Source organism: Sporosarcina sp. FSL K6-1522, from assembly GCF_038622445.1.
In the GTDB taxonomy this organism is placed as follows: Bacteria; Bacillota; Bacilli; order Bacillales_A; family Planococcaceae; genus Sporosarcina.
Genome location: NZ_CP152019.1, coordinates 2,403,890 through 2,426,950, shown reverse-complemented (window position 1 = coordinate 2,426,950; position 23,061 = coordinate 2,403,890). Strand labels below are relative to the sequence as shown.

General features: G+C 40.9%; 18 protein-coding genes and 1 pseudogene. 6 read left to right on the top strand and 13 right to left on the bottom strand.

Annotation, left to right across the window (positions count from 1 at the left end):
- Positions 1-38: 38 nt before the first annotated feature.
- The 5 genes from MKY34_RS11885 to MKY34_RS11865 all read right to left on the bottom strand — a co-directional run bounded on the left by MKY34_RS11885 (position 39) and on the right by MKY34_RS11865 (position 6,763).
- Positions 39-1,433: a SpoVR family protein gene (locus MKY34_RS11885; RefSeq protein WP_342515252.1), complete on the bottom strand. Its 1,395-nt coding sequence runs from the start codon at positions 1,431-1,433 to the stop codon at positions 39-41.
- 5 nt (positions 1,434-1,438) lie between these two features.
- Positions 1,439-2,602, bottom strand: a complete 1,164-nt coding sequence (yhbH, locus tag MKY34_RS11880; RefSeq protein WP_342510806.1) for a sporulation protein YhbH — start codon at positions 2,600-2,602, stop codon at positions 1,439-1,441.
- Positions 2,603-2,647: 45 nt separating this feature from the next.
- Positions 2,648-4,543, bottom strand: a complete 1,896-nt coding sequence (locus MKY34_RS11875) for a PrkA family serine protein kinase (protein ID WP_342510805.1) — start codon at positions 4,541-4,543, stop codon at positions 2,648-2,650.
- A gap of 123 nt (positions 4,544-4,666) precedes the next feature.
- The gene (locus MKY34_RS11870; RefSeq protein WP_342510803.1) at positions 4,667-5,500 is read right to left on the bottom strand and encodes a DUF368 domain-containing protein; all 834 of its coding nucleotides are present in this window, start codon (positions 5,498-5,500) and stop codon (positions 4,667-4,669) included.
- Between the two features lie 288 nt (positions 5,501-5,788).
- Positions 5,789-6,763: a rhodanese-related sulfurtransferase gene (locus MKY34_RS11865; protein ID WP_342510802.1), complete on the bottom strand. Its 975-nt coding sequence runs from the start codon at positions 6,761-6,763 to the stop codon at positions 5,789-5,791.
- Between the two features lie 385 nt (positions 6,764-7,148).
- Here MKY34_RS11865 and MKY34_RS11860 point away from each other — a divergent pair, with 385 nt between their 5' ends.
- The 3 genes from MKY34_RS11860 (at position 7,149) to MKY34_RS11850 (ending at position 10,806) form a co-directional block, all read left to right on the top strand.
- Positions 7,149-8,513, top strand: coding sequence for a polysaccharide deacetylase family protein (locus MKY34_RS11860; protein ID WP_342510800.1), 1,365 nt, complete (start codon positions 7,149-7,151; stop codon positions 8,511-8,513).
- 798 nt (positions 8,514-9,311) lie between these two features.
- Positions 9,312-9,695, top strand: coding sequence for a GntR family transcriptional regulator (locus tag MKY34_RS11855; protein WP_342510798.1), 384 nt, complete (start codon positions 9,312-9,314; stop codon positions 9,693-9,695).
- Positions 9,696-9,699: 4 nt separating this feature from the next.
- Positions 9,700-10,806 carry a DUF5808 domain-containing protein gene (locus MKY34_RS11850; RefSeq protein ID WP_342510797.1) on the top strand — a complete coding sequence of 369 codons (1,107 nt, stop codon included), beginning with the start codon at positions 9,700-9,702 and terminating at the stop codon, positions 10,804-10,806.
- Positions 10,807-10,958: 152 nt separating this feature from the next.
- Here MKY34_RS11850 and MKY34_RS11845 read toward each other — a convergent pair whose 3' ends face one another.
- Both MKY34_RS11845 and MKY34_RS11840 read right to left on the bottom strand, forming a co-directional pair.
- A complete protein-coding gene (locus MKY34_RS11845; RefSeq protein WP_342510795.1) occupies positions 10,959-11,942 on the bottom strand; it encodes an NAD(P)/FAD-dependent oxidoreductase in 984 nt (327 codons plus the stop codon).
- Between the two features lie 201 nt (positions 11,943-12,143).
- Positions 12,144-12,428 (bottom strand): DUF6509 family protein, encoded by a 285-nt coding sequence (locus MKY34_RS11840; protein WP_342510793.1) that lies wholly within the window; start codon positions 12,426-12,428, stop codon positions 12,144-12,146.
- A 231-nt stretch (positions 12,429-12,659) separates the two neighbouring features.
- Between MKY34_RS11840 and MKY34_RS11835 the strand changes: the two genes are divergently transcribed.
- Positions 12,660-14,357 carry a M3 family oligoendopeptidase gene (locus MKY34_RS11835; RefSeq protein WP_342510791.1) on the top strand — a complete coding sequence of 566 codons (1,698 nt, stop codon included), beginning with the start codon at positions 12,660-12,662 and terminating at the stop codon, positions 14,355-14,357.
- A gap of 79 nt (positions 14,358-14,436) precedes the next feature.
- On the opposite strand, the gene MKY34_RS11830 is transcribed toward MKY34_RS11835, so the two are convergent.
- A complete protein-coding gene (locus MKY34_RS11830; protein WP_342510790.1) occupies positions 14,437-15,930 on the bottom strand; it encodes a GGDEF domain-containing protein in 1,494 nt (497 codons plus the stop codon).
- A gap of 373 nt (positions 15,931-16,303) precedes the next feature.
- Between MKY34_RS11830 and MKY34_RS11825 the strand changes: the two are divergent.
- Positions 16,304-17,658: pseudogene (locus tag MKY34_RS11825) on the top strand (IS3 family transposase).
- 56 nt (positions 17,659-17,714) lie between these two features.
- Here MKY34_RS11825 and MKY34_RS11820 read toward each other — a convergent pair.
- From MKY34_RS11820 to MKY34_RS11800, 5 genes are all read right to left on the bottom strand, one after another.
- A complete protein-coding gene (locus MKY34_RS11820; protein WP_342515251.1) occupies positions 17,715-19,391 on the bottom strand; it encodes a formate--tetrahydrofolate ligase in 1,677 nt (558 codons plus the stop codon).
- 96 nt (positions 19,392-19,487) lie between these two features.
- Entirely contained in the window at positions 19,488-20,471 is a 984-nt protein-coding gene (locus MKY34_RS11815) for a zinc-binding dehydrogenase (protein WP_342510788.1), read from the bottom strand.
- A 144-nt stretch (positions 20,472-20,615) separates the two neighbouring features.
- Positions 20,616-21,494: a metallophosphoesterase gene (locus MKY34_RS11810; protein WP_342510786.1), complete on the bottom strand. Its 879-nt coding sequence runs from the start codon at positions 21,492-21,494 to the stop codon at positions 20,616-20,618.
- Positions 21,485-21,979, bottom strand: a complete 495-nt coding sequence (locus MKY34_RS11805) for a helix-turn-helix transcriptional regulator (RefSeq protein WP_342510784.1) — start codon at positions 21,977-21,979, stop codon at positions 21,485-21,487. Before MKY34_RS11805 ends, MKY34_RS11810 begins: the two co-directional genes overlap by 10 nt.
- Before the next feature lie 94 nt (positions 21,980-22,073).
- Complete coding sequence (locus MKY34_RS11800) at positions 22,074-22,559, bottom strand: dUTP diphosphatase (RefSeq protein ID WP_342510782.1); 486 nt, start codon at positions 22,557-22,559, stop codon at positions 22,074-22,076.
- A gap of 96 nt (positions 22,560-22,655) precedes the next feature.
- Here MKY34_RS11800 and MKY34_RS11795 point away from each other — a divergent pair, with 96 nt between their 5' ends.
- On the top strand, positions 22,656-23,039 hold the full coding sequence (locus MKY34_RS11795; RefSeq protein ID WP_342510780.1) for a sigma-w pathway protein ysdB: 384 nt from the start codon (positions 22,656-22,658) through the stop codon (positions 23,037-23,039).
- Positions 23,040-23,061: the final 22 nt, after the last annotated feature.

Here is a 23,061-nt window from a genome sequence, read left to right as displayed (position 1 = left end):
CGCATTCGTAACTGGCATTTTTTTTAGAGCATTCTCTGTCAACGATTTTGCCGATGAATTTTCTTTCCGTCATACGAAAAAACAATTTGCTTATTGTCCACATACGTTTCCATATGAACAATACGTCCCCATAGTTGATGAATATAAGGTAGGACATGTTCCAAATATTGCACATCGAGCTCCGTCTCCTCATATCGATGCAACAAATACAGTTCCCCATTGCGTAAATAATCCCCATTTTCTACGACAATATAAGGAAAACCACCGTTGACACGCATCGAGACAAGCTGATCTCTGACAGCTTCATAGTCTTTTGTTGTAATTAAATAATCGCTTTTCTTTTTCTCAAATAAGTAGAGATCCTCTTGCTGTGCCAATTCTTTCGTTAAATAATTGCGGATGAAGGAAATATCGGATTCCACTTCCCGCACCTCAAACATTTTCTCCCTACCTGAATACGGTTTAACCCCATACCTTTTCATTTCTTCCGTTGGATGATCATAACGTTTTTCAATATCCTCAAAAATTTTCAATCCTAAATAATAGGGATTGATACGTGTTTTAGAAGGTTGCACAACATCCGCATTTAACTTTGCAAAGTTAATGGTCTCATCCGATGTTAGATCCATTTCACGTAAAATCCGTTGATGCCAATAAGATGCCCAGCCTTCGTTCATAATTTTTGTTTCTAGCTGCGGCCAAAAATAAAGCATTTCCTCCCGCATCATCGTTAAAATATCTCGTTGCCACTCTTCTAATGCACGACTATTTTCTAAAATGAACAATAACAAATCTTTTTCCGGCCTTGGCGGTATTTTCTCGACTTTGGGCCTCTTGTCTTTGTTCGTCGGTTCTTTCTGATCCAAATTCCACAAGTCGTCATAAGGCGTTTTTATAGGGGTAGCCTTCTCCTCATCTGCAGCCTCTAGTTCAGGTTGTTTCGGCCGCATAATAGAGGGATCTATATGCTCTTGAATCGCTAGCACAGCATCTAAAAAGCGTTCCACTTCCTCTTTGCCATACACAATCTCATAACGTGCAATCCGTTCTGCAGTCGCTGTCATACTTTCTACCATATCTCGCGACGTATTGGAAAAACGAACATTATTTTTAAAAAAATCACAATGCGCCAGGACATGTGCAACAATCAATTTATTTTGAATGAGGCTATTGGTGTTCAGTAAAAAGGCGTAACAAGGATTTGAATTAATGACCAGCTCATAAATTTGACTTAGTCCAAGATCATATTGCAACTTCATTTTGTGGAATTGCTTACCAAAGCTCCAATGAGAAAATCGCGTCGGCATCCCATATGCACCAAATGTATAAATAATATCAGCAGGACAAATTTCATAGCGCATCGGATAAAAATCAAGGCCGAATCCAGTAGCAATTTCCGTAATCTCATCAATCGCACGGTGAAGCGCCTTCATCTCTGTCACTCGGATCCCTCCGAACTCTTTTCAAAAAATCGTTTGAGTGCAAAATAGACATCTTTGTTTTCCTTGACGACATAATGGCGAAACTTCGGGTCGTCAATTTTTTTGTAAGAGGACATTAAGGTTGAAAAACGATTATACGCATTCACTTCCCCATAGCCAAAAAGGCTGGAAACTTCCATTAAACTCTGCACAAGCTTCATACATTTTTCATTGTCAGATGACATATTTTCTCCATCTGAAAAATGAAATGGATAAATGTTATAGCGTGCGGGATGGTATTTTTGTTCGATAAGCTCCAAAGCCTTTTCGTAGGCGGACGAACAAATTGTACCGCCGCTTTCCCCTTTTGAAAAAAAATCCTCTTCCGTTACGACTTTCGCTTCTGTATGATGCGCGATAAATTCGATGTCAACAGTCTTATACTTCGTTCGCAAAAATCGTGCCATCCAGAAAAAGAAACTCCTTGCCGCATACTTTTCAAACGTCCCCATTGATGCACTTGTATCCATCATCATTAACACAACTGCTCTGGATTCGGGCTTCTCTACTTCATCCCACGTTTTAAAACGTAAATCATCATTATGAATTGGGGCAATTGCGGCTTTTCCTTTCATGGCATTTCGCTTGATGGCAGTTAAAATCGTGCGCTTTTTATCAATATTGCCGATGAGCCCTTTTTTACGAATATCGTTGAATTCAACTTTCTCAGCTGTTATTTCAGCTTGCTCTTTTTTCGCCAAATTAGGTAATGCCAGTTCTTTGAAAAGCGTTTCTTCAATTTCGGCTAGCGAAACCTCGGCTTCATAGTAATCTTGCCCAGGTTGATCGCCAGCTTCCTTTCCTTGCCCTTGACCCTTCTGTCCTTGATCGCCATCTTTTGCAACGACATCCCCTACTTGACTGTCACCATTCCCTTGCCCAACATGCTTCGATTTGTCATGATTGTAGCGAATTTTATATTCATCTAATGAGCGAATCGGAATTTTAATGACCTCACGCCCATTTGACATCACAATGCTTTCCTCACTGATTAGATCAGGCAAGTTATTATGAATGGCTTCTTTCACTTTGTCCATATGGCGTTGCTGATCCTGATAGCCTTTTCGATGAAGGGTCCAGTTTTCCTCTGACACAACAAATTGATGTTGTTCTTCGCTCATTTTATCCACACCTATCTATGATCCGCTAGTTTTTAACTTACTTCATTATCGGTTTAGCAAACTTCCAACATAGCGTAGCAATTCATTGGCAGAAATCGAATTATAGCCATACTCATCAATGAGCCTTGCAACTACTTCGTTGATTTTCTTCAGATGCGATTCATCCGGCGTTTTGGATGAAGTGGTAATTTTGACGACATCTTTTAAATCTGCAAATAGTTTTTTTTGAATGGCTTCTCGCAAACGATCATGAGAATGATAGTCAAAACGTTTTCCTTTGCGGGCATAGGCAGAAATCCGAATGAGAATTTCCTCACGAAATGCTTTTTTCGCATTTTCTGAGATGCCAATTTGCTCTTCGATGGAGCGCATAAGCTTTTCGTCTGGATTCATTTCTTCCCCTGTTAACATATCTCTTAATTTGTTTTTATTGCAGAAGGCTTCCACATTGTCTAAATAGTTATCCATCATCGTTTTTGCAGACTCTTCGTATGAATAGACGAAGGCTTTTTGCACTTCTTTCTTAGCGATTTCATCATATTCTCTTCTAGCAATCGAAATATAATTCATGTATTTTTCTCGATCATCTTGCGATATAGAAGCATGTTGGTCCAATCCTTCCTTCAACGCACGCAACACGTCTAACGCATTGATGGCAGGTATTTCTTTTCGAATAATCGCAGAAGATATACGATTAATGACATAGCGTGGATCAATGCCATGCATTCCTTCGTTCGGAAACTCATTTTGCAAACTTTCCGCGTCCACTTCGTTAAGTCCTTCGACGCTTTCCCCATCATAGAGGCGCATTTTTTTCACTACATCTATCCCTTGCTTCTTAGAAACTTCCAGCCTTGTTAAAATCGAGAAAATGGCTGCTACGCGCAAGGCATGCGGTGCAATATGCACATGTGTCATATCACTTTCATTAATCATTTTTTCATAGATTCGTTCTTCCTGGCTAACCTTTAAATTGTACGGAATCGGAATCACAATAATTCTGGAGTGTAGCGCCTCATTCTTTTTGTTGGAAATAAAGGTGCGATACTCCGTTTCATTTGTATGCGCGACAATTAACTCGTCTGCGCTAATTAACGCAAAGCGACCCGCTTTAAAATTCCCTTCTTGCGTCAAGGATAATAAATGCCAAAGAAATTTCTCGTCCAATTTCAGCATCTCTTGGAACTCCATCATGCCTCGATTGGCCTTATTCAGTTCCCCATCAAAACGATACGCACGCGGATCGGACTCCGAGCCAAATTCAGCAATCGTTGAAAAGTCAATACTACCTGTTAAATCAGCAATATCCTGTGATTTTGGATCAGAAGGCGTAAACGTCCCAATCCCAACCCGCTTATCTTCAGAGAAAAAGATTCGTTCTACCAGTACATTTTCAATTTGCCCATCGTATTCTTGCTCAAGACGCATCGTATTCAATGGAGATAAGCTACCTTCAATCCGAACACCATATTGCTCGAAGAAATCCTTTCTCAAATTCTGTGGAATGAGATGAAGTGGATCCTCATGCATCGGACAGCCTTTAATGGCATAAATTGCGCCTTCGTCCGTTTTCGAATAGCTTTCCAGACCACGTTTTAATAAAGTAACAATCGTCGATTTTCCACCACTCACTGGCCCCATTAACAACAAGATTCGTTTACGGACATCCAATCTTTTCGCCGCCGGGTGAAAATACTCTTCGACTAACCGTTCAATTGCCTCTTCAAGGCCAAAAATTTCTTCTCCAAAAAACTGATACAACCGATGCCCGTCTTTCTCTTTCAAGCCTGAGCTCTTAATCATATTGTAGACACGTGAATGTGCAGTTTGCGCAACTTCTTTTCGGTCTTTCACAATCGCCAAATACTCTTCAAAAGTACCTTCCCATTTCAGCTTGTTTTCTTCTTCCCGAAAGCTTTTCACCTTGTTAATGATATCCATTGTATTCCCTCCAGTCAGGGCATGGTTTTATCCATTGTATGCGAAGAGCTACGTGATAATGCGGGACAAAAAAAAGCACCCGCTCCGAAACAAGGTAAATTGTTTCAGATGCTGGTGCTTTTCTTAGTACTTTGAAGTCGTTGCTGTACTCGTATTTGATGCACTAAAGATATTGGCTACAACAATCCCCGTAAAGAATGCGATCACACTCATGACAAATGGTGTTCCGCTCTCAGGCATTCCCGGATAAACCACAAATATTGAGCCAATGATGAGACCGATAATGGTAGCAAATGTAATATGTGTGAATTTCGCCAGTAAATAACTAATGGCTTTACTGCTGACGATGAAGCCAACAATGACACCTGCTCCAATGACGGCAATAATCGGAAAGTTTAAGTTCGACAATGCGCCAATCGCTGTTGAGTAGACACCTAACAGTAGCAAGATAAAGGAGCCGCTAATCCCCGGTAACAACATAGCCATGCTGCCTGCCCACCCAGCAAAAAATAAGCCAATTGTGTTCGTCATTGTCAATTTTGTAATCGGAGCAGAATCATGCGGAACGATAAACGCAGTTGAAGCTAATGCGACACCAACTAAAAGGATCACTAAGAAATGTGTCCACTTAAAATTCTTTTTCACATCCGCCTGCTTCGTAATGAAAGGAATAATCCCAAGGATCAACCCCATAAAGAAAAACTGGGTAGGTGCATGATAGTTTTTCAATAAAAACTCGATTACTTTACTAAATAATAGCAAGGTAATACCGATTCCAAGACCAAGCGGCAAAAGGAAAGCAATATACTTTTTCCAATTTCGACTGAAAAATCCACTAATCGATGCTAATAACTCATCATATATCCCGAGCATAAACGCAATTGTTCCTCCGCTTACCCCAGGAATCAAGTCGCTAATTCCCATAAAGAAACCGCGATATAAATTTCTCCACTGCATAAATCTTGTTCCTCCAATTGTGTTCAATGCTATTAGTATACCACTTTCTAGAGTTATTTTGGGGAGATCACATCTCATGTCAAAAGCTCATAAAGTAGATATGGCCATTATTCTAGATAAATCGAGCTAAAAAAACTTACCCACAACGCTCGACGCTTGCGGATGCCTTCGTTAGAGAGTAGGTGAAAATCATACGTTCAATTTATATAGATAAAATAAACCCCAGCCACACCAAAAAATCGTCTGAACAGAAATACATCTGACCAGACGATTTTTTTCTACTGACAATTACAATGCAGGTGTTGCATTTTTATGGCGTGCGATTGCTTCCAAACGCTCGTCATATTCCTCGACCGTCATATTATGTTCCACGAAATAACGATTGCGTGGATGCGTACGGCATTCGTCTGAGCAACTGCGCATATATAAATGCTCATTTTCTTCAGATGAAAGAATTTTTGCGTTACACTCTGGATTCGCACAGTTTACATAGCGCTCACATGGTGTACCATCGAAATGGTCACGCCCGACAATTACTTGTTCAACCTGGTTAATCGGAACTGCAATACGCTCGTCAAAGACGTACATTTGTCCGTCCCATAGCTGTCCTTGCGCTACAGAATCTTTACCATATGTTGCAATCCCACCGTGCAATTGTGACACATCCTCGTACCCCTCACGAACAAGCCAGCCAGAGAATTTTTCGCAACGAATTCCGCCCGTACAATACGTCAGGATTTTCTTCCCTTCGAATTGTTCCTTATTGTCCCGCATCCATTGCGGTAAATCACGGAAGTTTTCAATATCAGGACGAACCGCACCACGGAAATGACCTAAATCGAACTCATAGTCATTACGTGCATCAATAATCACTGTATCTTCCTCTTGCATTTGTTTAAACCATTCTTCTGGGCTTAGTCGTTTACCTGTTAGCTCGTTTGGATTGATATCCTCTTCAAGACTTAGGTTAACGATTTCTTGACGTGCGCGCACATGCATTTTCTTGAAAGCATGTCCATCCGCTTCGTCAATTTTAATCACCATATCTGCGAATCGCTCATCTTGCTTCAATAAATTCATATAAGCATCTGTCTGTTCGATTGTTCCTGAGCACGTACCATTAATGCCTTCAGTTCCAACCAAAATACGACCTTTTAATCCAATTTCTTTACAAGCTTTCAAGTGTTCTGCAGCAAACGTTTCCGGATCTGCAACGGGTACGTATTTATAATACAGTAACACCCGGTAAGTACCTTTTTCCATTTTTCCAACCACCTTGTTTTTTTATAATTGCATGTTATAAGTCAACAACCGGATCGGTTTATTCACACTTAATTGTAAACATACAAAAGCATGCCCGCATTCACAAAATCCGGGACGTTGTTATTGTATCACAACGAGTCATTCGGAAAAAGAATTTCACGTATTTGTCAAAAAATCATTACTTTATACAGTCATTTGCAGTGCAGAGTGCTTACAATATTTTATCTGTATCTAGCAAGGGTCTACCATTGGATTGCCATATTCCACGTGCTATACTAAGAGAATATGTTTCTCGGTAAATTTCGACATGAATTTTTAATTCTTTGAAACTATTTTCGACAAACGCCCGTCTAACCTTCTATAAAGAGAAAAGGAGTCTTACAAAATGAGAAGAATACACCGCAAACGCCGCTCCAAATGGATTGATATCTCGTTTTCAATCGCTATCATTGCCATGACTGTAGCAGCAATCTACTTAGTTACCCAAACGAATAAAAACCAGGCCGCATCTTCTGCTAGCGAGAAAAAAACTGCTGCCATTCCACCCACTGTCGAAACTGTTGACTCTGAAGAGTACGCAAACATTAAAATTGTGACTGAAACATCCAACGACGAGGCTGTCCCCTATACAATTCGCTATCCGGAAAGCTTACATAGCCCTTTCAATGACGAAGTACTCGCTTACGTGAATGCGGCAAAGAAACATTTTATAACTGAACTAGAAAAACAAAAAAAGCGTGATCGTCAAGGTAAACTCTCCATCTCTTTTGAAACGCTTAGCCATTCCTCGGGAAATTATTCTTTTGTGCTTATTAATGAGCAAACCATTGGTGATACACCTAAAAGTATTGACGTACAATCTTTCCATTTGAATACTGAAACAGGTGAAAGTCTAGCAATCGAGCATGTGATTACTAGCGAGCCACAGACACTTGAAAATCTCTCGACGATTATTCAAAACAAATTGAAGGAAGATCCATTACTAAAAGACGCTTTGTCGCCTGATGATGTACAGGCATATACAGCACCTATCATCAGTAACTTTAAAAACTTCGCCATTACAGACGAATCGCTCATCTTTTATTTCGATGAAGATACCTTTACTGCTGCATCAGTCGGACCCCCAATTGTGGCAATCCCACTTACCGAAGTCAATGACTTACTAGCAGAAAGCTTCAAAATCATAGACCGCTCCAACGAAAAACAAGTTGCCCTAACATTCGACGATGGGCCCGACCCAATCATCACTACACAAATTCTTGAAACATTAAACAAGTATAATGCTAAAGCAACGTTCTTTATGCTTGGAAATATGGCAGAAAAAAATCCAGATACCGCTAAAGCCGTTAAAGACGCCGGCCATGAGCTTGGCAATCATTCTTGGAGCCATCCTATTTTGACGAAACTGGGTCCAGAAGCCATTCGCAACGAAGTGAACAATACCACCGCCACTATCGAAAATGCTACTGGTGGAAAAGTGACTGTTTTCAGACCCCCGTATGGCGCAGTCAATGCTAGCGTTCGTGAGCAAATTGGCTTGCCTGTCATTATGTGGGATGTCGATACACTCGATTGGAAACATCGAAACGCCAATCAGCTACTTACCTATGTGAAAAACCAAACGAAAGCAGGCAGTATCGTGCTCATGCATGATATCCACCAATCGACAGCAGATGGACTTGATGCTGTAATGGCTTATTTACAAAGTGAAGGCTATACGTTCGTAACTATTTCAGAGATGAATAAATGACTAGAACCCTTGAACAATAAATGTTCAAGGGTTACTTTTTGTGATAGCTATTTTCTGATCATTCTTGGCATGCCTGTTGATTAACCCTTTACTTACATAAAATATTGATGAGAAGTGCTAACATCTTCATTTTCACTGAATAATTTTCGGCCCGCTTTCAGTACATGATTCACGACAGCTTTAGGGGAGGAATCAATTCCTCCTGTTTGAAGGGCGAGTCTATCTAGAAATGACTTTCTTCAAAGAGTATAGTGCCCGAAGATACAATTTCGGGCACACTTTCCCATTGAACAATGCGTTCCTTCTTTACTTATCGCAAGGCTTAGGCTTCTTAACATGACAAGCCGAGTAAGAAAGTGAACTTCCCCCACAATAACAATGGAAAAGACCATTACAAAGGCTTCAGCAGCCAAAATTGTATCTTTGGCCGCCTCTCTATGTAAAGAGCTGACAATTCTTTCTTCCCAAAAAGCATGCACGCTGTGTCTACCTATGTTTTTGGAAAGCGGCGGATGAACAATCACCGTATGATTATCGAATAAAGTGTGTAGGGATGTGACTTCGTCACATCCCTACACACAGAAGCACCTCGATAGTCGTATAGAAATTATTTAATCCAAAGCGAGCCGAAAGCCATTGTATTCAGAGTGCCTAGTACATAATTTAGTTGTTTTTCAGCTAATCAACAGGCGTGTATTCTTGACATAGTTTCCGTATAGGACACAGAAATTATGCAAAACCGTACACTTCGCGACGCCATTTTGTTATAATGAATATAGAACAGTTAGGAGGATCACTATGTTAATTCGAATCGAGCCTTCTTCGGATATACCGATTTATACACAATTGACGAACCAATTAATCGAGTTAATTGCCCGAGGGGTACTTGCTGACGGAGATGCCCTGCCCTCCGTTCGCTCACTAGCGGCAGATCTTGGCATGAACATGCATACCGTCAATAAGGCTTATCATGCTTTAGAGAAAAAAGGGATTATTCAAATCGTCCCTAAATCGGGAGCAATCATTAGCCCACTTGCACAAAATGGAATTCTAGAAAGTCATCGTGAACGCGTAGTGGAGGAACTGAAGCCTATACTCGCTGAAGCGCTTGTACTCGGTATGAACAAAGAAGATTTATTAACGCTTGCCTCATCAATCATTTCAGACTTTAAGGGGGAATAAAAAAATGGAGCTCACCATTTTTCTTATCATTATTGGCTTCATTGTTATCATACAAGCTGCTACTCCATTTGTACTTAGACGAACAATTGCTTTCGGTGTCACCATTCCAGAAGGTCATACGGATGATACCATTGTCGCGTCCTATAAAAAAATGTATTCGGCAATCATTCTGATTATCGGCCTCATCTCGCTCATCGGCTATGCCATCTGGGCAAACACTAGCCACCTGTCTGAAGAAACACTGGTCCTAACCGGGGTAGCCATTCAATTTGGACTACTTTTTATCAGTATGGCCCTTTACTTATACTTTCACGCGAAAACTACTCGCTTAAAACGCACTCAGCAATGGGGCGCAGATTTGAAGCAAGTTCAGATTGCAGATTTGACGAGTCGAGCAAAGGATGAAATGCTACCAAGCTATCTGTACGCATTACCAATGCTCATTACACTTGGGCTAATTGGTTATACGGCCACACAATACAGTCAGATGCCTGCTATGATTCCAACGCATTGGGGGCCAAGCGGGCAGCCTGATGCTTTTAGTCCGAAAACGCCCTTTTCCGTTATTGCTCAACTACTTATCCTGCTCGTGATCCAAGGTATGATGCTCGGTATCAATGCAACGACCAAACAATCTGGCATTAAATTGAATCCAGCAAAAGGAAAAACATCACAAGTTCAGCAGTTATTATTCCGAAAGTATACAAGCTGGTTTTTATTCATTACGAGTGTACTACTCACGATTCTTTTAGGATTTCTACACTTAACGATTATTCACGAAGGGCTTGGCAATGCTGCTGTTATGTTTGCTCTCCCTCTCGGTTTTCTATTACTCATCTTAATCGGAACTGCGATTTATGCCTTTAAAATCGGGCAGAGTGGTTCACGTATTGATGTGTCATTTGAGGATGAAGCTGTTCCGGGCATTACCGCAGTCGATGACGACCAATATTGGAAATTCGGTGTCTTTTATGTCAATAAAAATGATCCTTCTATCTTTGTCGAAAAAAGATTTGGTGTTGGTTGGACGGTCAATTTCGGGCACCCAGTTGGCTATCTCATTCTATTCGGTCCGTTAGTGCTCATTCTCGCGATTACTTTTTTATTATAGAAGAACAAAAGCGCATGCGCCTGTTCAGGGGCGACAGGCGTTGGAGCCTAGACGGGGAATCTCCATGTACTCACTTATCCACAGGACGAGAATTTTATAGTTTCCTATGCACCAAAAAAGCCGCATAATGCGGCTTTTTGTATGCAATCTATTCAACTAAATACACTTGTACTATGAAGAGGTTGCACTCTTGCTTTTGGATCAACATGTGATTTTGCATGGTTGACAGCGATTGGTGCCTCACCAAGTCCAACAGCAATCAATTTTACTTTGCCATCATAGTTCGTAATATCGCCTGCTGCGTAAATACCTTCAATATTCGTCTCCATCCGTGTGTTGACCATAATGGAGTTACGGTCCATCTCAAGGCCCCATTCTTTCAATGGTCCGAGTGAAGAGATGTTACCATAGTTGACGATCAGATGGTCAACAGCTAGTTGTTCTTCTGTTCCCTCTTTATCCACCAATACAACGCCGCTAATTGCGCCTGCTTCGCCTTCAATTGCTTTCACCGCACGTGATGTCTTCACAATCACTTTCGATTCCATTAGCTGATTGACACTCGTTTCATGCGCTGTAAAACGTTCACGACGGTGAACAACTGTCACACTTGCAGCTATATCTTCAAGCATAAGCGCCCAGTCAACTGCCGAGTCTCCCCCACCACAAACGACAACGTTTTGGTCTTTGAAAATCGTTAAATCTTTAATGCCGTAATGCAATGTCGTGCCTTCAAAATTACTCTCTTCTTTAAGACCGATTTTCCGTGGTTGGAATGCACCGATTCCAGCCGTCAATAAAATCGTACGCGTTAAATGAACACCTTTATCCGTTTGAAGGATAAAGTGATCCCCATCACGTGTTACCGATAAAGCCGTCTCGCCCAAAATGATTTCTGGCTTCGCATAATGTGCTTGTGTTACGAGATTCGCAACGAAATCCTTCGCAAGAATTTTTGGGAATCCACCAACATCATATATATACTTATCGGGATACAATTCAATCAGCTGACCACCTAACTGTGGTAAGCTATCGATAATTTTAACCGACATCTCGCGCATTCCAGCATAGAAAGAAGCGAAAAGCCCAGTCGGTCCTCCCCCAATAATTGTAATATCTACTATCTCATTATTCATATGCAAACACTCCAGTTAGTATAGTCTTGGATGATCATTGCTCTCGGTCTCATCCACTCTCCATATTATCTACTATCTTTCAAGAAAAAACACATAATTTGTTTTGAAACCACATTTTATCTTTATTCAGTAGAAGACTCTCGCCTCATAGAAAAGAAAAAAATGATACACATCTATCAAATGTGTACCGCTTTTCTTCACTTATGCTGGGATATGCGCTTTGCAAAATGCTAATACAATAGCCTCTTCGTCGTCCTCTAAGCCAAAATCAAGAACCTTTTCCGTTGTCCGTTCAAAAAAGTGGTAAGAAGCAATACGCTCTTGATCTCCGTCCACTGCGAAGATCACTCGCAATCCCGTCCCACCTTCAGCATACAACTCATCGTCCTCTTCCAATTCAATGTACAAGCGGAATTCATAACGCTCCCCAGTTAAAATACCGGTAGGATCAAGCATTTGCGTAACTACATGTTCGGTTATATTCATATATATCCAACCTCTCAGTGACCATTTTCTTGTAAGCGATTTTTTACGCTTCCTTCATCATACATCATTTGTCGAAAAAAAGGCGGTATGCACCCTCGACTTATGTAGAACTATTACGTCAAGGCGTAATCGCGTCCGGATTGCTCTACATTTGTTTTGCGTTTTTCCAAAATGTAGTTAACAATAGAAACTGTATATGCTTTCACTCTCACACACTCAAGGGGGATTCTCATGCTGACATTTGAACAATACGAATACGTACGACCTGATATGGATCAAATCAAACAACAGTTTACTAGTCTTTTACAAGATTTCCGCACTGCTAACTCTTATGCGCAACAAAATGAAGTCATGGAAAAGATCAATGCCATTAGCAATGACTATTCCACACAAGAAAACCTCGTCTATATCCGTGCATCCATCAATACAAATGATGATTTTTACCGCATGGAACGCGATTATTTCGACGACATCGGACCTGCGTATCAAGAGCTTGAAACTGCTTACTACAAAGAACTTGTCGCTACACCTTTCAGAAAAGATTTGGAAGAAAAATGGGGTACGCAACTATTTGCCCTTGCCGATAACGCCATCAAGTCCTTTTCACCTGAAATTATGCCCTTATTGCAAAAAGAAAACAAGTTATCTTCCGATTATTCCAAGCTCGTCGCATCTGCCCAAATCGACTTTGATGGTAAAAAGCTGACACTTGCACAAATGGGCCCTTATGCCGAATCTACGGATCGCTCCGTTCGAAAAGCGGCAATGGAAGCGAGCTATGCTTTTTACGCAGATAACGGTGAGCAATTCGATACGATTTATGATGAGCTTGTGAAACTTCGACATGAAATCGCTACAACACTTGGTTATAAAAACTATGTAGAATTGGGCTATATCCGCATGAACCGCATTGACTATGACGCAACGATGGTTAAAAAATTCCGGGACCAGGTGCGGGATTATATCGTTCCACTTGCCAATCGACTATACGACCGCCAAGCCGAGCGAATTGGTGTCGATTCACTCAAGTTTTATGACCAATCACTAGACTTCCTCACGGGCAATGCCACGCCACAAGGATCTCCCGAATGGATCATTGAAAACGGGAAAAAGATGTATGCAGAGCTTTCACCCGAAACAGATACATTTTTCAAATTTATGACAGATAGAAATTTATTAGATGTCGAAGCAAAGACAGGAAAAGAAGCAGGTGGCTATTGTACGTTTATCGATAACTATGATTCTCCCTTCATCTTCTCCAATTTCAACGGCACATCAGGCGACATTGATGTCCTAACGCATGAAGCCGGGCATGCATTTCAAGTCTATTCTAGCCGCAACATCGGAATTCCCGAGTATATGTGGCCGACGTATGAAGGTGCAGAGATCCATTCCATGAGTATGGAATTTTTCACTTGGCCTTGGATGGAACTGTTTTTCAAAGAACAGACGGATAAATATAAATTCGCACATTTAAGCAGTTCATTGCTATTTTTACCGTATGGTGTTGCAGTCGATGAATTCCAACATGTTGTCTATGAAAACCCTAACATGACCGCAGCTGAACGCAAGACTGCTTGGAAAGAAATCGAGCAAATCTATTTACCAAAACGCGACTATGATGGCATCGGCTATTTAGAAGCAGGTGCGGTATGGCAGCGCCAAGCGCATATTTATGCCGACCCGTTCTATTATATCGACTATACATTGGCACAAATTTGCGCATTCCAATTTTGGAAACGCTCACGCGAAGATCACGAATCTGCTTGGAAAGATTATTTACATTTATGTACACTTGGGGGCTCCAAGTCATTTACCAAACTCGTGGAGGAAGCGAATCTCTTATCTCCATTTGAAGACGGCTGTGTGGAATCTGTCATCGGAACCATCGAGGCTTGGCTCGACTCCGTAGACGATAAAGCACTTTAAACGAACAAAAGTGCAAGCGCCTAGACAAAAAAAACGGGGCCTGTCCAACTAAACCTGGCAAGCTCCGTTTTTTTATTTTTCACGAAAATACTTTTTCCATTCCATACACATTATATTGGTTTTTTCCATTCTCCTTCGATTGATATAACGCCTGATCTGCCTTGTCATATAGCGTTACCATATCGTCATCCGCTGTCGCGTAAGCGATTCCAATACTAATCGACGCTTTAATGTGGTCGTGTTCTTGTAGTGATGAAAACTCCGTCTTAATCTTCTCAATCATCTCTGAGGCAACCTCTAACACTTTACTTTCCTCTTTTTCAGAAAATATCACAACAAACTCATCCCCACCTAGGCGGGCAGCAATATTTTTAGGTCCGGCAATTTCCTGTATAGTCTTAGCAGCAAGTTGTAAAATCCGATCCCCTTCCATATGCCCTAGCGAATCATTCACTATTTTAAAATTATCGAGATCAATCATCATAAGAGCGATCCGATTGTTCTTGCGCATAAATCTTTTCTTGATTTCCTCTTCAAATGCCGCTCGGTTTTTCAAACCTGTTAAACTATCATGAAAAGCAAGATGAATTGGCTTCGCTACAAGACGAGCAATGACAAAGGATAAGGCGACAGCCGCACTCACAATACCCATCAACTGAAAAATGAATCCGTTCCGATATACCCCTAACAATCCTGCCAATTCACTATCATTATAAATAATCTCAACCGCTCGACTCGTCGATAACCCTCGCTTTTCGTCAGCTGAGTAAGGGATATAGCGATGTATAATATGCTGTCCCTCAACCTTCCCCACAATCTCCTGAGGCTCTCCACTGCGCATCGAATTTCGTAGTACCTCTTTCAAATCAGGTGGCAACTTCTGAACACTGGCCCTATCTTTTCGAAAATCAAGCAAATGTCCCGCTGAATTATACACACGAATCGAACTAATCGCATCATATTCCTTTTCCAACTTATTAATTGTTGTCATCAAGTCAAATTGCTGGAAAATAGCTTTATTTTCAAGCGGTACACTAAGTTCCAAAATATATTTTCGATCTGGTGTCGGCATATAACTAAACTTCCGAATTTCCCCATTGCTTTGTTGTAAATCCATCCCATCATGTGAAAAAATACCACTTTCTCTTCTTTCACGCAGTAATTTGGCTAGCCCATCACAGCATTTATTGAAATTTAATCCAATGTCGGCTGCTAAACTACTATTAATAACGGTGTTTTCTTCATTAATAACGAAAACATCCATCTCAAACTGCTCTTTTAACCCTTGAAAATCCCATTTTTCAAAATCAGGTTCTTGTTCATACATGTCCAACATCGTATCCGAATGCCGCTTCATTTCATCGGCAATTTGGTAATCCAATAGATTGTATACTTTATCAATAGTCGTCAGTGAATCAATAATTTTATCCTCTGCCATCGCAATTTTGGTAGCATGTCCAATACGCACACGCTCTTCCAATTTTCCGAAATCAAATACTGCAATAACAATAGAAATACATAAGGAAAAGACAATCAAGATTATTGTTAGTTGAAGTCTAAAACGCCTGTTCACCTTGTCACTTTCTCTCCTTTTTCACTATGTTATTCGTTTTTTAGTATGTATAAATTATATTGTATATTATAATTATGAAATAAGACAGTCTCAACTAGAACTTCTATATCACATATAAAAATAGGCATAATAACCCTCCACGAGTACATTATGCACTTTCTAAGAATCAAGAATAATCTATATTGTAAAATACTAGAATAACACCTTTATAAGGAATAACCAACCAATATTCAAGCTAGCGTCCCTCACCACTAAAGCTAGAATACCAACCTAAGTTAAGTACGTATACTTTGTTGCAATTGAAAAAGACCACCAACTGTGAACTGTACCCCAATTGTTAGACACAATCTAACAATTGGAGATGCAGTTTTTTATGGCTAAATTTACTGCGGAAGATAAATGGCAAGCAGTTTTACGTTATTTAACCGGCAAAGAAAGTTCTATTCGAATAGCTAGCTCTTTGGAGACTGATAAAAAAGCTGTTTTAAAATGGGTTATACAATATGAATATAATGGCGTTGAAGCGTTTGTAAAACGATATACAAACTACACCCAACAGTTTAAACTAGACGTACTAAACTATATGATCGGGAATGGTACGTCCTTACTCGAAACAACTGCTCTCTTTAATATAGCAATCCCTTCAACTATCGGTAGTTGGAGAAAACAAGTCGACACGCAAGGAATAGATGCCCTTCAATCAAAGAAAAAGGGGGGTCCATCCATGAAAAATGAATCCACTCCACAACCAAAACAAGTATCAGCTGAAGGTTCTAGAGAAGCACTTGAAGCACGTATTAAACAACTAGAAATGGAAAATGCCTAATTAAAAAAGTTGAATGCCTTAGTTCAAAACAAGGAAAAATCACCAAACAAAACAAAGGGCAAGTAGTCTATGAGTTAAGGCATAAATATCCGGTGAAAGCACTCTTGAAGCTCGCAGGCATTCCACGCAGCACGTATTATGATTTAGTGAAACGAATGAATCAGCCGGGTCCAGACGCAGATTTAAAAGCAGAAATCAAAACGATTTTTGAAGAACATGGGGGACGTTACGGCTACCGGCGTATTCGTGATGAACTGGCGAATCGCGAGCAACACGTGAATCATAAAAAAGTTCAGCGCCTTATGAAAGAGCTTGGTTTAAAGTGTATTGTACGCATGAAAAAATATAAATCGTATAAAGGAACTGTTGGTAAAATTGCGCCAAACATTTTAGACCGCGATTTTACAGCGACTGCTCCAAATGAAAAGTGGGTAACCGATATTACAGAGTTTAAATTATTTGGTAAGAAGCTTTATCTATCACCTGTTTTAGACTTGTTTAATGGTGAAATTATTACCTATACCATCGGCGCTAGACCAACGTATTCACTTGTCTCGGATATGTTGGAGAACGCACTAGAACGCCTTCCAGAAGAACACTAGCTACTGATGCATTCCAATCAGGGCTGGCACTATCAAATGGAGAAGTATCGTAAAAGGCTTCAGTCAAGAGGAATTATGCAGAGTATGTCACGTAAAGGAAACTGTTACGACAACTCAGTGATGGAGAATTTCTTCAGGATTATGAAGTCGGAATTCCTTTACCTAAAGGAATTTGAAAGTGTGGAACCATTTCAAATGGAACTAGAAAAATATATCCATTATTATAATACGAAACGGATGAAGGCAAAATTAAAAATGAGTCCGGTGCAATACCGAACTCATTTTACTCAAGTTGCCTGATGAAATAACCGTGTCTAACTTTTAGGGGTCACTTCAAATCGGTGGTCTTTGTACGATTACATCAAGCCGACTGCATTGCCGTTCTGATCGATATCCATTTGAAGTGCAGCAGGTGCCTTAGGCAGGCCAGGCATCGTCATAATATCGCCCGTTAGGCAAACGAGGAAGCCTGCGCCAAGCTTCGGAATAATTTCTCGGATCGTAATGGTGAAACCTTCCGGACGCCCGAGTAATTTCGGATTGTCTGAAAATGAGTATTGTGTCTTCGCCATACAAACTGGCAAACTGTCCCAACCATTCTTTTCAATATCCTGCAAGTTTTTCAGTGCTTTGTCCGTCAAAATAACATCCTTACCACCGTAAACTTTCTGAACAATTGTTGTGATTTTTTCACGGACATTTTGTTCGACATCATAGAGTGGTGCGAAGTTATTTCGTTCTTTTAGAAGGTTTAACACCTCTTGAGCCAGCTCAATCCCACCGTCTCCACCATGTTCCCAAACATTCGTCAATGCAACACGCACACCGTTTGTTTTACACCATGCTTGAATGACTTCAAGCTCAGCTGGCGAATCCGTTACAAAACGATTGAGCGCAACAACAGGCTGAACGCCAAACGCACGAATCGTCTCAATATGCTTCGCTAAATTAGCCATGCCTTCTTGAACCGCTTGAACATTTTCTGGGGCCAAGTTCGCTTTTGATACCCCACCATGCATTTTAAGCGCACGTACCGTTGCAACGAGTACGACTGCATCAGGTGAGAAGCCGCCTTGTCGTGCCTTAATGTTCATAAATTTCTCCGCACCTAAATCCGAGCCAAACCCAGCTTCGGTAACGACGATATCAGCCAAGGTACGTGCTGTATCCGTCGCAATTAAGGAGTTACAGCCATGTGCGATGTTTGCGAATGGCCCCCCGTGAATCAATGCCGGTGTTCCTTCAATCGTCTGTGCAAGATTTGGTTTGATCGCCTCTTTTAACAACAATGTCAATGCACCTTGAACACCAAGATCACGTACGGTTACAGCTTCTTTGTCATATGTATAGCCAATGACGATTCGCGCTAGCCGTTCTTTCAAATCTTGCAAGTTTTTCGCCAAGCAAAACACAGCCATAATTTCAGACGCAACCGTAATATCAAAGCCATCCTCACGCGGAATTCCTTGTCCCGGTCCACCAAGCCCAATTGTCACATGACGTAAAGCACGATCATTCATATCCAATGCACGCTTCCACGTAATTCTCCTCGGATCAATGCGAAGCACATTTCCTTGGTGAAGATGGTTATCAATCATTGCACTTAGTGCATTATTAGCAGTTGTAATAGCATGAAGATCACCATTAAAATGCAAATTAATTTCTTCCATTGGTAATACTTGCGCATAGCCTCCGCCTGTTGCTCCACCTTTTATCCCCATAACAGGTCCCAATGATGGCTCACGTAATGCAATCATCGCTTTTTCTCCAAGCTTGGACAACGCATCCGCTAGCCCTACCGTGACTGTCGATTTGCCTTCCCCAGCTGGCGTCGGACTAATGGCCGTAACAAGCACCACTTTCCCATCTTTTTGTGCGTTCTTTAGTTTTTGCACATCGATTTTCGCTTTGAATCGACCGTATGGTTCAACCGCCTCTTCCGGGATGCTCGCTTTGTCGGCAATCTCCCAAATTGGTCGCATTGTTGCTTGGGATGCAATCTGTAAATCCGTTAATGGCAATACTTTTTCCATCATCTATGCCCCACCTTTCTTTGTCTCAAGTATACCCTACTCACGTCAAAAGACAGACAAATATTTTAAACTTCCCTTGACGATTTAATGCAACCATTACTCGCTAACTCTTAATGCAACTTTTCCGAACTGCTTGCTTTCTTCGACATAATTCAATGCTGCTAATGCATCATCCAGTTTGTATACTTTATCAACGACTGGATGCATGTTGTGTTGTTCAATATGTGCAAGCATTTCACGCAATTCTTCCCGACTTCCCATCGTTGAACCGAATAGCTGATACTGTCCATAGAAAAATGCTCGTAAATCCAAATCGACCGTATCTTCTGTCGTTGCGCCAAAGACAACAACGCGTCCACCCTGTTTAAGTACGTCCAATGAACGATTGAATGTCGCTCGCCCAACACTTTCAATGACAAGGTCAATCGTCTCATCTGCTAGCTCAGCTAACCAATCACTCGCCGTATCGAGCGCAATATCAGCACCTAACGCAAGCGCCTGCTGTCGTTTCTCTTCGCTACGCGATGTGACGATGACACGTGCTCCACTATTTTTAGCAAAGGCGATAAGAAAAGTTGCCACACCACTACCAGCACCTGGGATGAAAACCGTATCGCCTGCCTGCAAATTTCCTTGGGTAAATAACGCACGATAACCTGTTAATGCAGATAACGATAAGACTGCGGCCTCTTCCCATGATAAATGCGCAGGCTTTCTTTCAATTTGCTCCGCTGAAATCGCGATTTTCTCCGCAAATGTCCCATGATCTGGCATTCCTAAAATATCAAAGTTTTTTGGAGGTGCTACGCTATTTTCAAACCAACGCAATGCAGGGTTAATGATCACTTCATCCCCAAGTGCAAAGTTCTTAACGCCTTTTCCTAATGCTACAATGACTCCCGCACCGTCTGACCCCAATATCAAAGCCTCAACTGCGTCTCCTCTACGCCCTGGGATATAAATATCACGTCGATTCAAACCGGCCGCACGAATGGCAACAACGACTTCTCCGACTCCTGCAACCGGCTCTTTCATAGTCCCTACTTTCAATTCACCTAATCCATGAACAACTGCTTTCATTCTTCTCATCCCCTCCTTCTCTACTTCTTCTATCATACTCGAAACAACAATACTTTTCATATTTTTCTAATTAATGATGCATAAAAGCAGGCAGGAAACCAAATACGATTCCCGCCTGCTTTTATCATGCTATTTCACTCTTACTTAGTCCGTATTTTTCAATGTGACGACGACAATCTCCGGCTGGTTAAACAATCGTAATGGGATGATGCTATTCCCAAGCCCCCGACTGACAACCAGCCTACTGTCATTGTCCTTATGAATGCCTGACGTGTATGTAGGAAACCATCCTTGCCCTGGTGAAACAAGACCACCAATACCTGGTATTCTAAACTGACCGCCATGCGCATGTCCACTGAACGTAATATTAATCTCTTGCTTGGCATAGACCGCAAACTGTTCAGGTCTATGCGATAATAAAAGTGTATACATGTCTTCAGGCACATGTTTGAATGCCTGATTTATAGATGCTTCGACTGCTTTATCATCAGCTAACTGGCTGGCTAATGGATCTTCAATTCCCCCAACTGCTAGTTCTCCCTCCAGCCCCGCTGTGATGATCTCCGCTTCATTCGATAACACGCGGACGCCTAGATTTTCTAATGCGAGTTTTATGTCATCCGTATCATTCGTCGCAATTTCGTGGTTGCCCGTTACATAATAGATTGGCGAAACGAATTGGAGCTCTTCGATTAGCGTTAAACTTTGTGCCAAATTATAGCGGTTACTATCTACAAAGTCACCTGTAATAAAAATGGCGTCTGGCGTAATCATTTTCACTTTATTGACCACATCGCTATGATTTTCACCAAACTTCGCATCATGCAAATCAGACAACTGAACAATCCTGTATAAATTGAAGCCCGTTGGAATTTTGTCAGAAACAATCGTATAGTTTGTTACACCGACAGTCGTATTGCCTTTATAGACACTAAATATAATCAAACCAAGTAGTAAGAGTACAACAGGCCATCTGCGTTGTCTCTTTTTCAACTTGACCGATGAAGTAGTATTTACATCCAACGTTTTTTCATTTTAGCTAGTTCCAACAGTTCAAGCACTTCTTTTTTCGGAAGTTCCGTTAATATCGCTAACAGCTCACGCTCTGCAAGTCTTCTTCCCTTACCACTTCGATAGCGCTCTTTGTTAAGGGCATCTAGCTCTTCATAGGTAGTTTCCGCATGCTTTGCATGCTCATCGATTATGCTTTCATCAATAATATCTTCACGCAACTTGTTGTACAGCATTTCCACATTTGTTGTGCCCGTACTTTTAAATGCTTTTGATATTTTCTCCGTACCTAGAATCAGTTCATCCGTCGAAACATTAAAACGCTCTGAAATTTTTGCAATCCAAGCTGCAGACGGTGCATTCTTCCCTTTTTCCCAATCTTTTATCCGGCTTGCCGATGTTCCAATCGCTGCACCAAAAGCCATCATCGACAGACCTCGTTGCTCTCTAAGTGTTTTTAACCTTACCCCAAAATCCTCTTTATTCCAATCGTACACGTCGACGCCTCCCCCAAAAATTCCTGTACTCTCTCTATTATTTTTTATTCAGAGGTTTCTGTCAATCAATTTTTTGATTTTTCTATAATACTTTTTAATAACCTGTTTTTTGGCGCGTATAATTCTCTTCATTTTTTGCAATGTATGCGTCGATAATCTCTTCATTTGTAAATCCTAATTTTTGAGCAATCGCGCCATAATGGATCCAAATTTGTTCATATGCAGCTATTGTTAGTTCGCTTAGAAATTGATGAATAGACACGGTCGTTTTTAAGAACAATTGTGTCAAGTCGCCTTCTACTTTACCTTCAGGCCATGTTGCTAACGTATCGAACCCTTTCTCAATCCCTAACGATAATAAGAAATGGATGGAGTCTACATACTCTTCAAGAATGACTGCATTGTCAGACGGCCCTTTCGTACTCCAAAACTTAAAACATCTTGTCTCGTTTGCCAACTCCGCTAGTTCAATGAGGAGCGCTAATCCTTTTTCTTGAAAAACATCCGTCTGTTGTTCACGATTATTTTGAATAAATGCATCTAGCTCACGCTGCATCATATATAATTTTGTCAATTTCATAAAAAAACCTCCAATTTCTTTCATAATCTTGAAACCAAACGATCTCCTCATCCGTATAAGAGAGTACTATGCATATATACTAGGAGGGGATCTGTTATGGGCTTGCTCATTCGCTTTATCATCATTGCCTTTATCGTTTACTTGTTCTATCGTGGAATTCGTTATTTGACGGATCCGAAACGTAAATTAGATGATGCTTATGAACAACAGCAATTTTACTTCTATGATGATATTAAAAACGTACGCAAAAATTTCTTTATTACGTATAAGGGTGCAATGTTTGAAGGTGAAAAGTATTTAGGCACAACGGATGATTCCATCGACGTTGTCTCCATTTTCATCTGGGTGAAAGATGAAGCGAAGCTACAAGGCTTTACCAAGGATGATTTTCACTTCTTGACATCCGAAATTCTATCCAACTATCCCAAAGCGGACATTAGTTGGAAAAATCCAATCGAACAATTGATGAAAGCCCGTTGACTCGACGGGCTTTTTATTGTCT

Coding starts and splice junctions, on each gene's coding strand:
- MKY34_RS11885 (WP_342515252.1), bottom strand. CDS start 1,433: ATGAAGGCGCTTCACCGTGCGATTGATGAGATTACGGAAATTGCTACT.
- yhbH (WP_342510806.1), bottom strand. CDS start 2,602: ATGAGCGAAGAACAACATCAATTTGTTGTGTCAGAGGAAAACTGGACC.
- MKY34_RS11875 (WP_342510805.1), bottom strand. CDS start 4,543: ATGGATATCATTAACAAGGTGAAAAGCTTTCGGGAAGAAGAAAACAAG.
- MKY34_RS11870 (WP_342510803.1), bottom strand. CDS start 5,500: ATGCAGTGGAGAAATTTATATCGCGGTTTCTTTATGGGAATTAGCGAC.
- MKY34_RS11865 (WP_342510802.1), bottom strand. CDS start 6,763: ATGGAAAAAGGTACTTACCGGGTGTTACTGTATTATAAATACGTACCC.
- MKY34_RS11860 (WP_342510800.1), top strand. CDS start 7,149: ATGAGAAGAATACACCGCAAACGCCGCTCCAAATGGATTGATATCTCG.
- MKY34_RS11855 (WP_342510798.1), top strand. CDS start 9,312: ATGTTAATTCGAATCGAGCCTTCTTCGGATATACCGATTTATACACAA.
- MKY34_RS11850 (WP_342510797.1), top strand. CDS start 9,700: ATGGAGCTCACCATTTTTCTTATCATTATTGGCTTCATTGTTATCATA.
- MKY34_RS11845 (WP_342510795.1), bottom strand. CDS start 11,942: ATGAATAATGAGATAGTAGATATTACAATTATTGGGGGAGGACCGACT.
- MKY34_RS11840 (WP_342510793.1), bottom strand. CDS start 12,428: ATGAATATAACCGAACATGTAGTTACGCAAATGCTTGATCCTACCGGT.
- MKY34_RS11835 (WP_342510791.1), top strand. CDS start 12,660: ATGCTGACATTTGAACAATACGAATACGTACGACCTGATATGGATCAA.
- MKY34_RS11820 (WP_342515251.1), bottom strand. CDS start 19,391: ATGGAAAAAGTATTGCCATTAACGGATTTACAGATTGCATCCCAAGCA.
- MKY34_RS11815 (WP_342510788.1), bottom strand. CDS start 20,471: ATGAAAGCAGTTGTTCATGGATTAGGTGAATTGAAAGTAGGGACTATG.
- MKY34_RS11800 (WP_342510782.1), bottom strand. CDS start 22,559: ATGAAATTGACAAAATTATATATGATGCAGCGTGAGCTAGATGCATTT.
- MKY34_RS11795 (WP_342510780.1), top strand. CDS start 22,656: ATGGGCTTGCTCATTCGCTTTATCATCATTGCCTTTATCGTTTACTTG.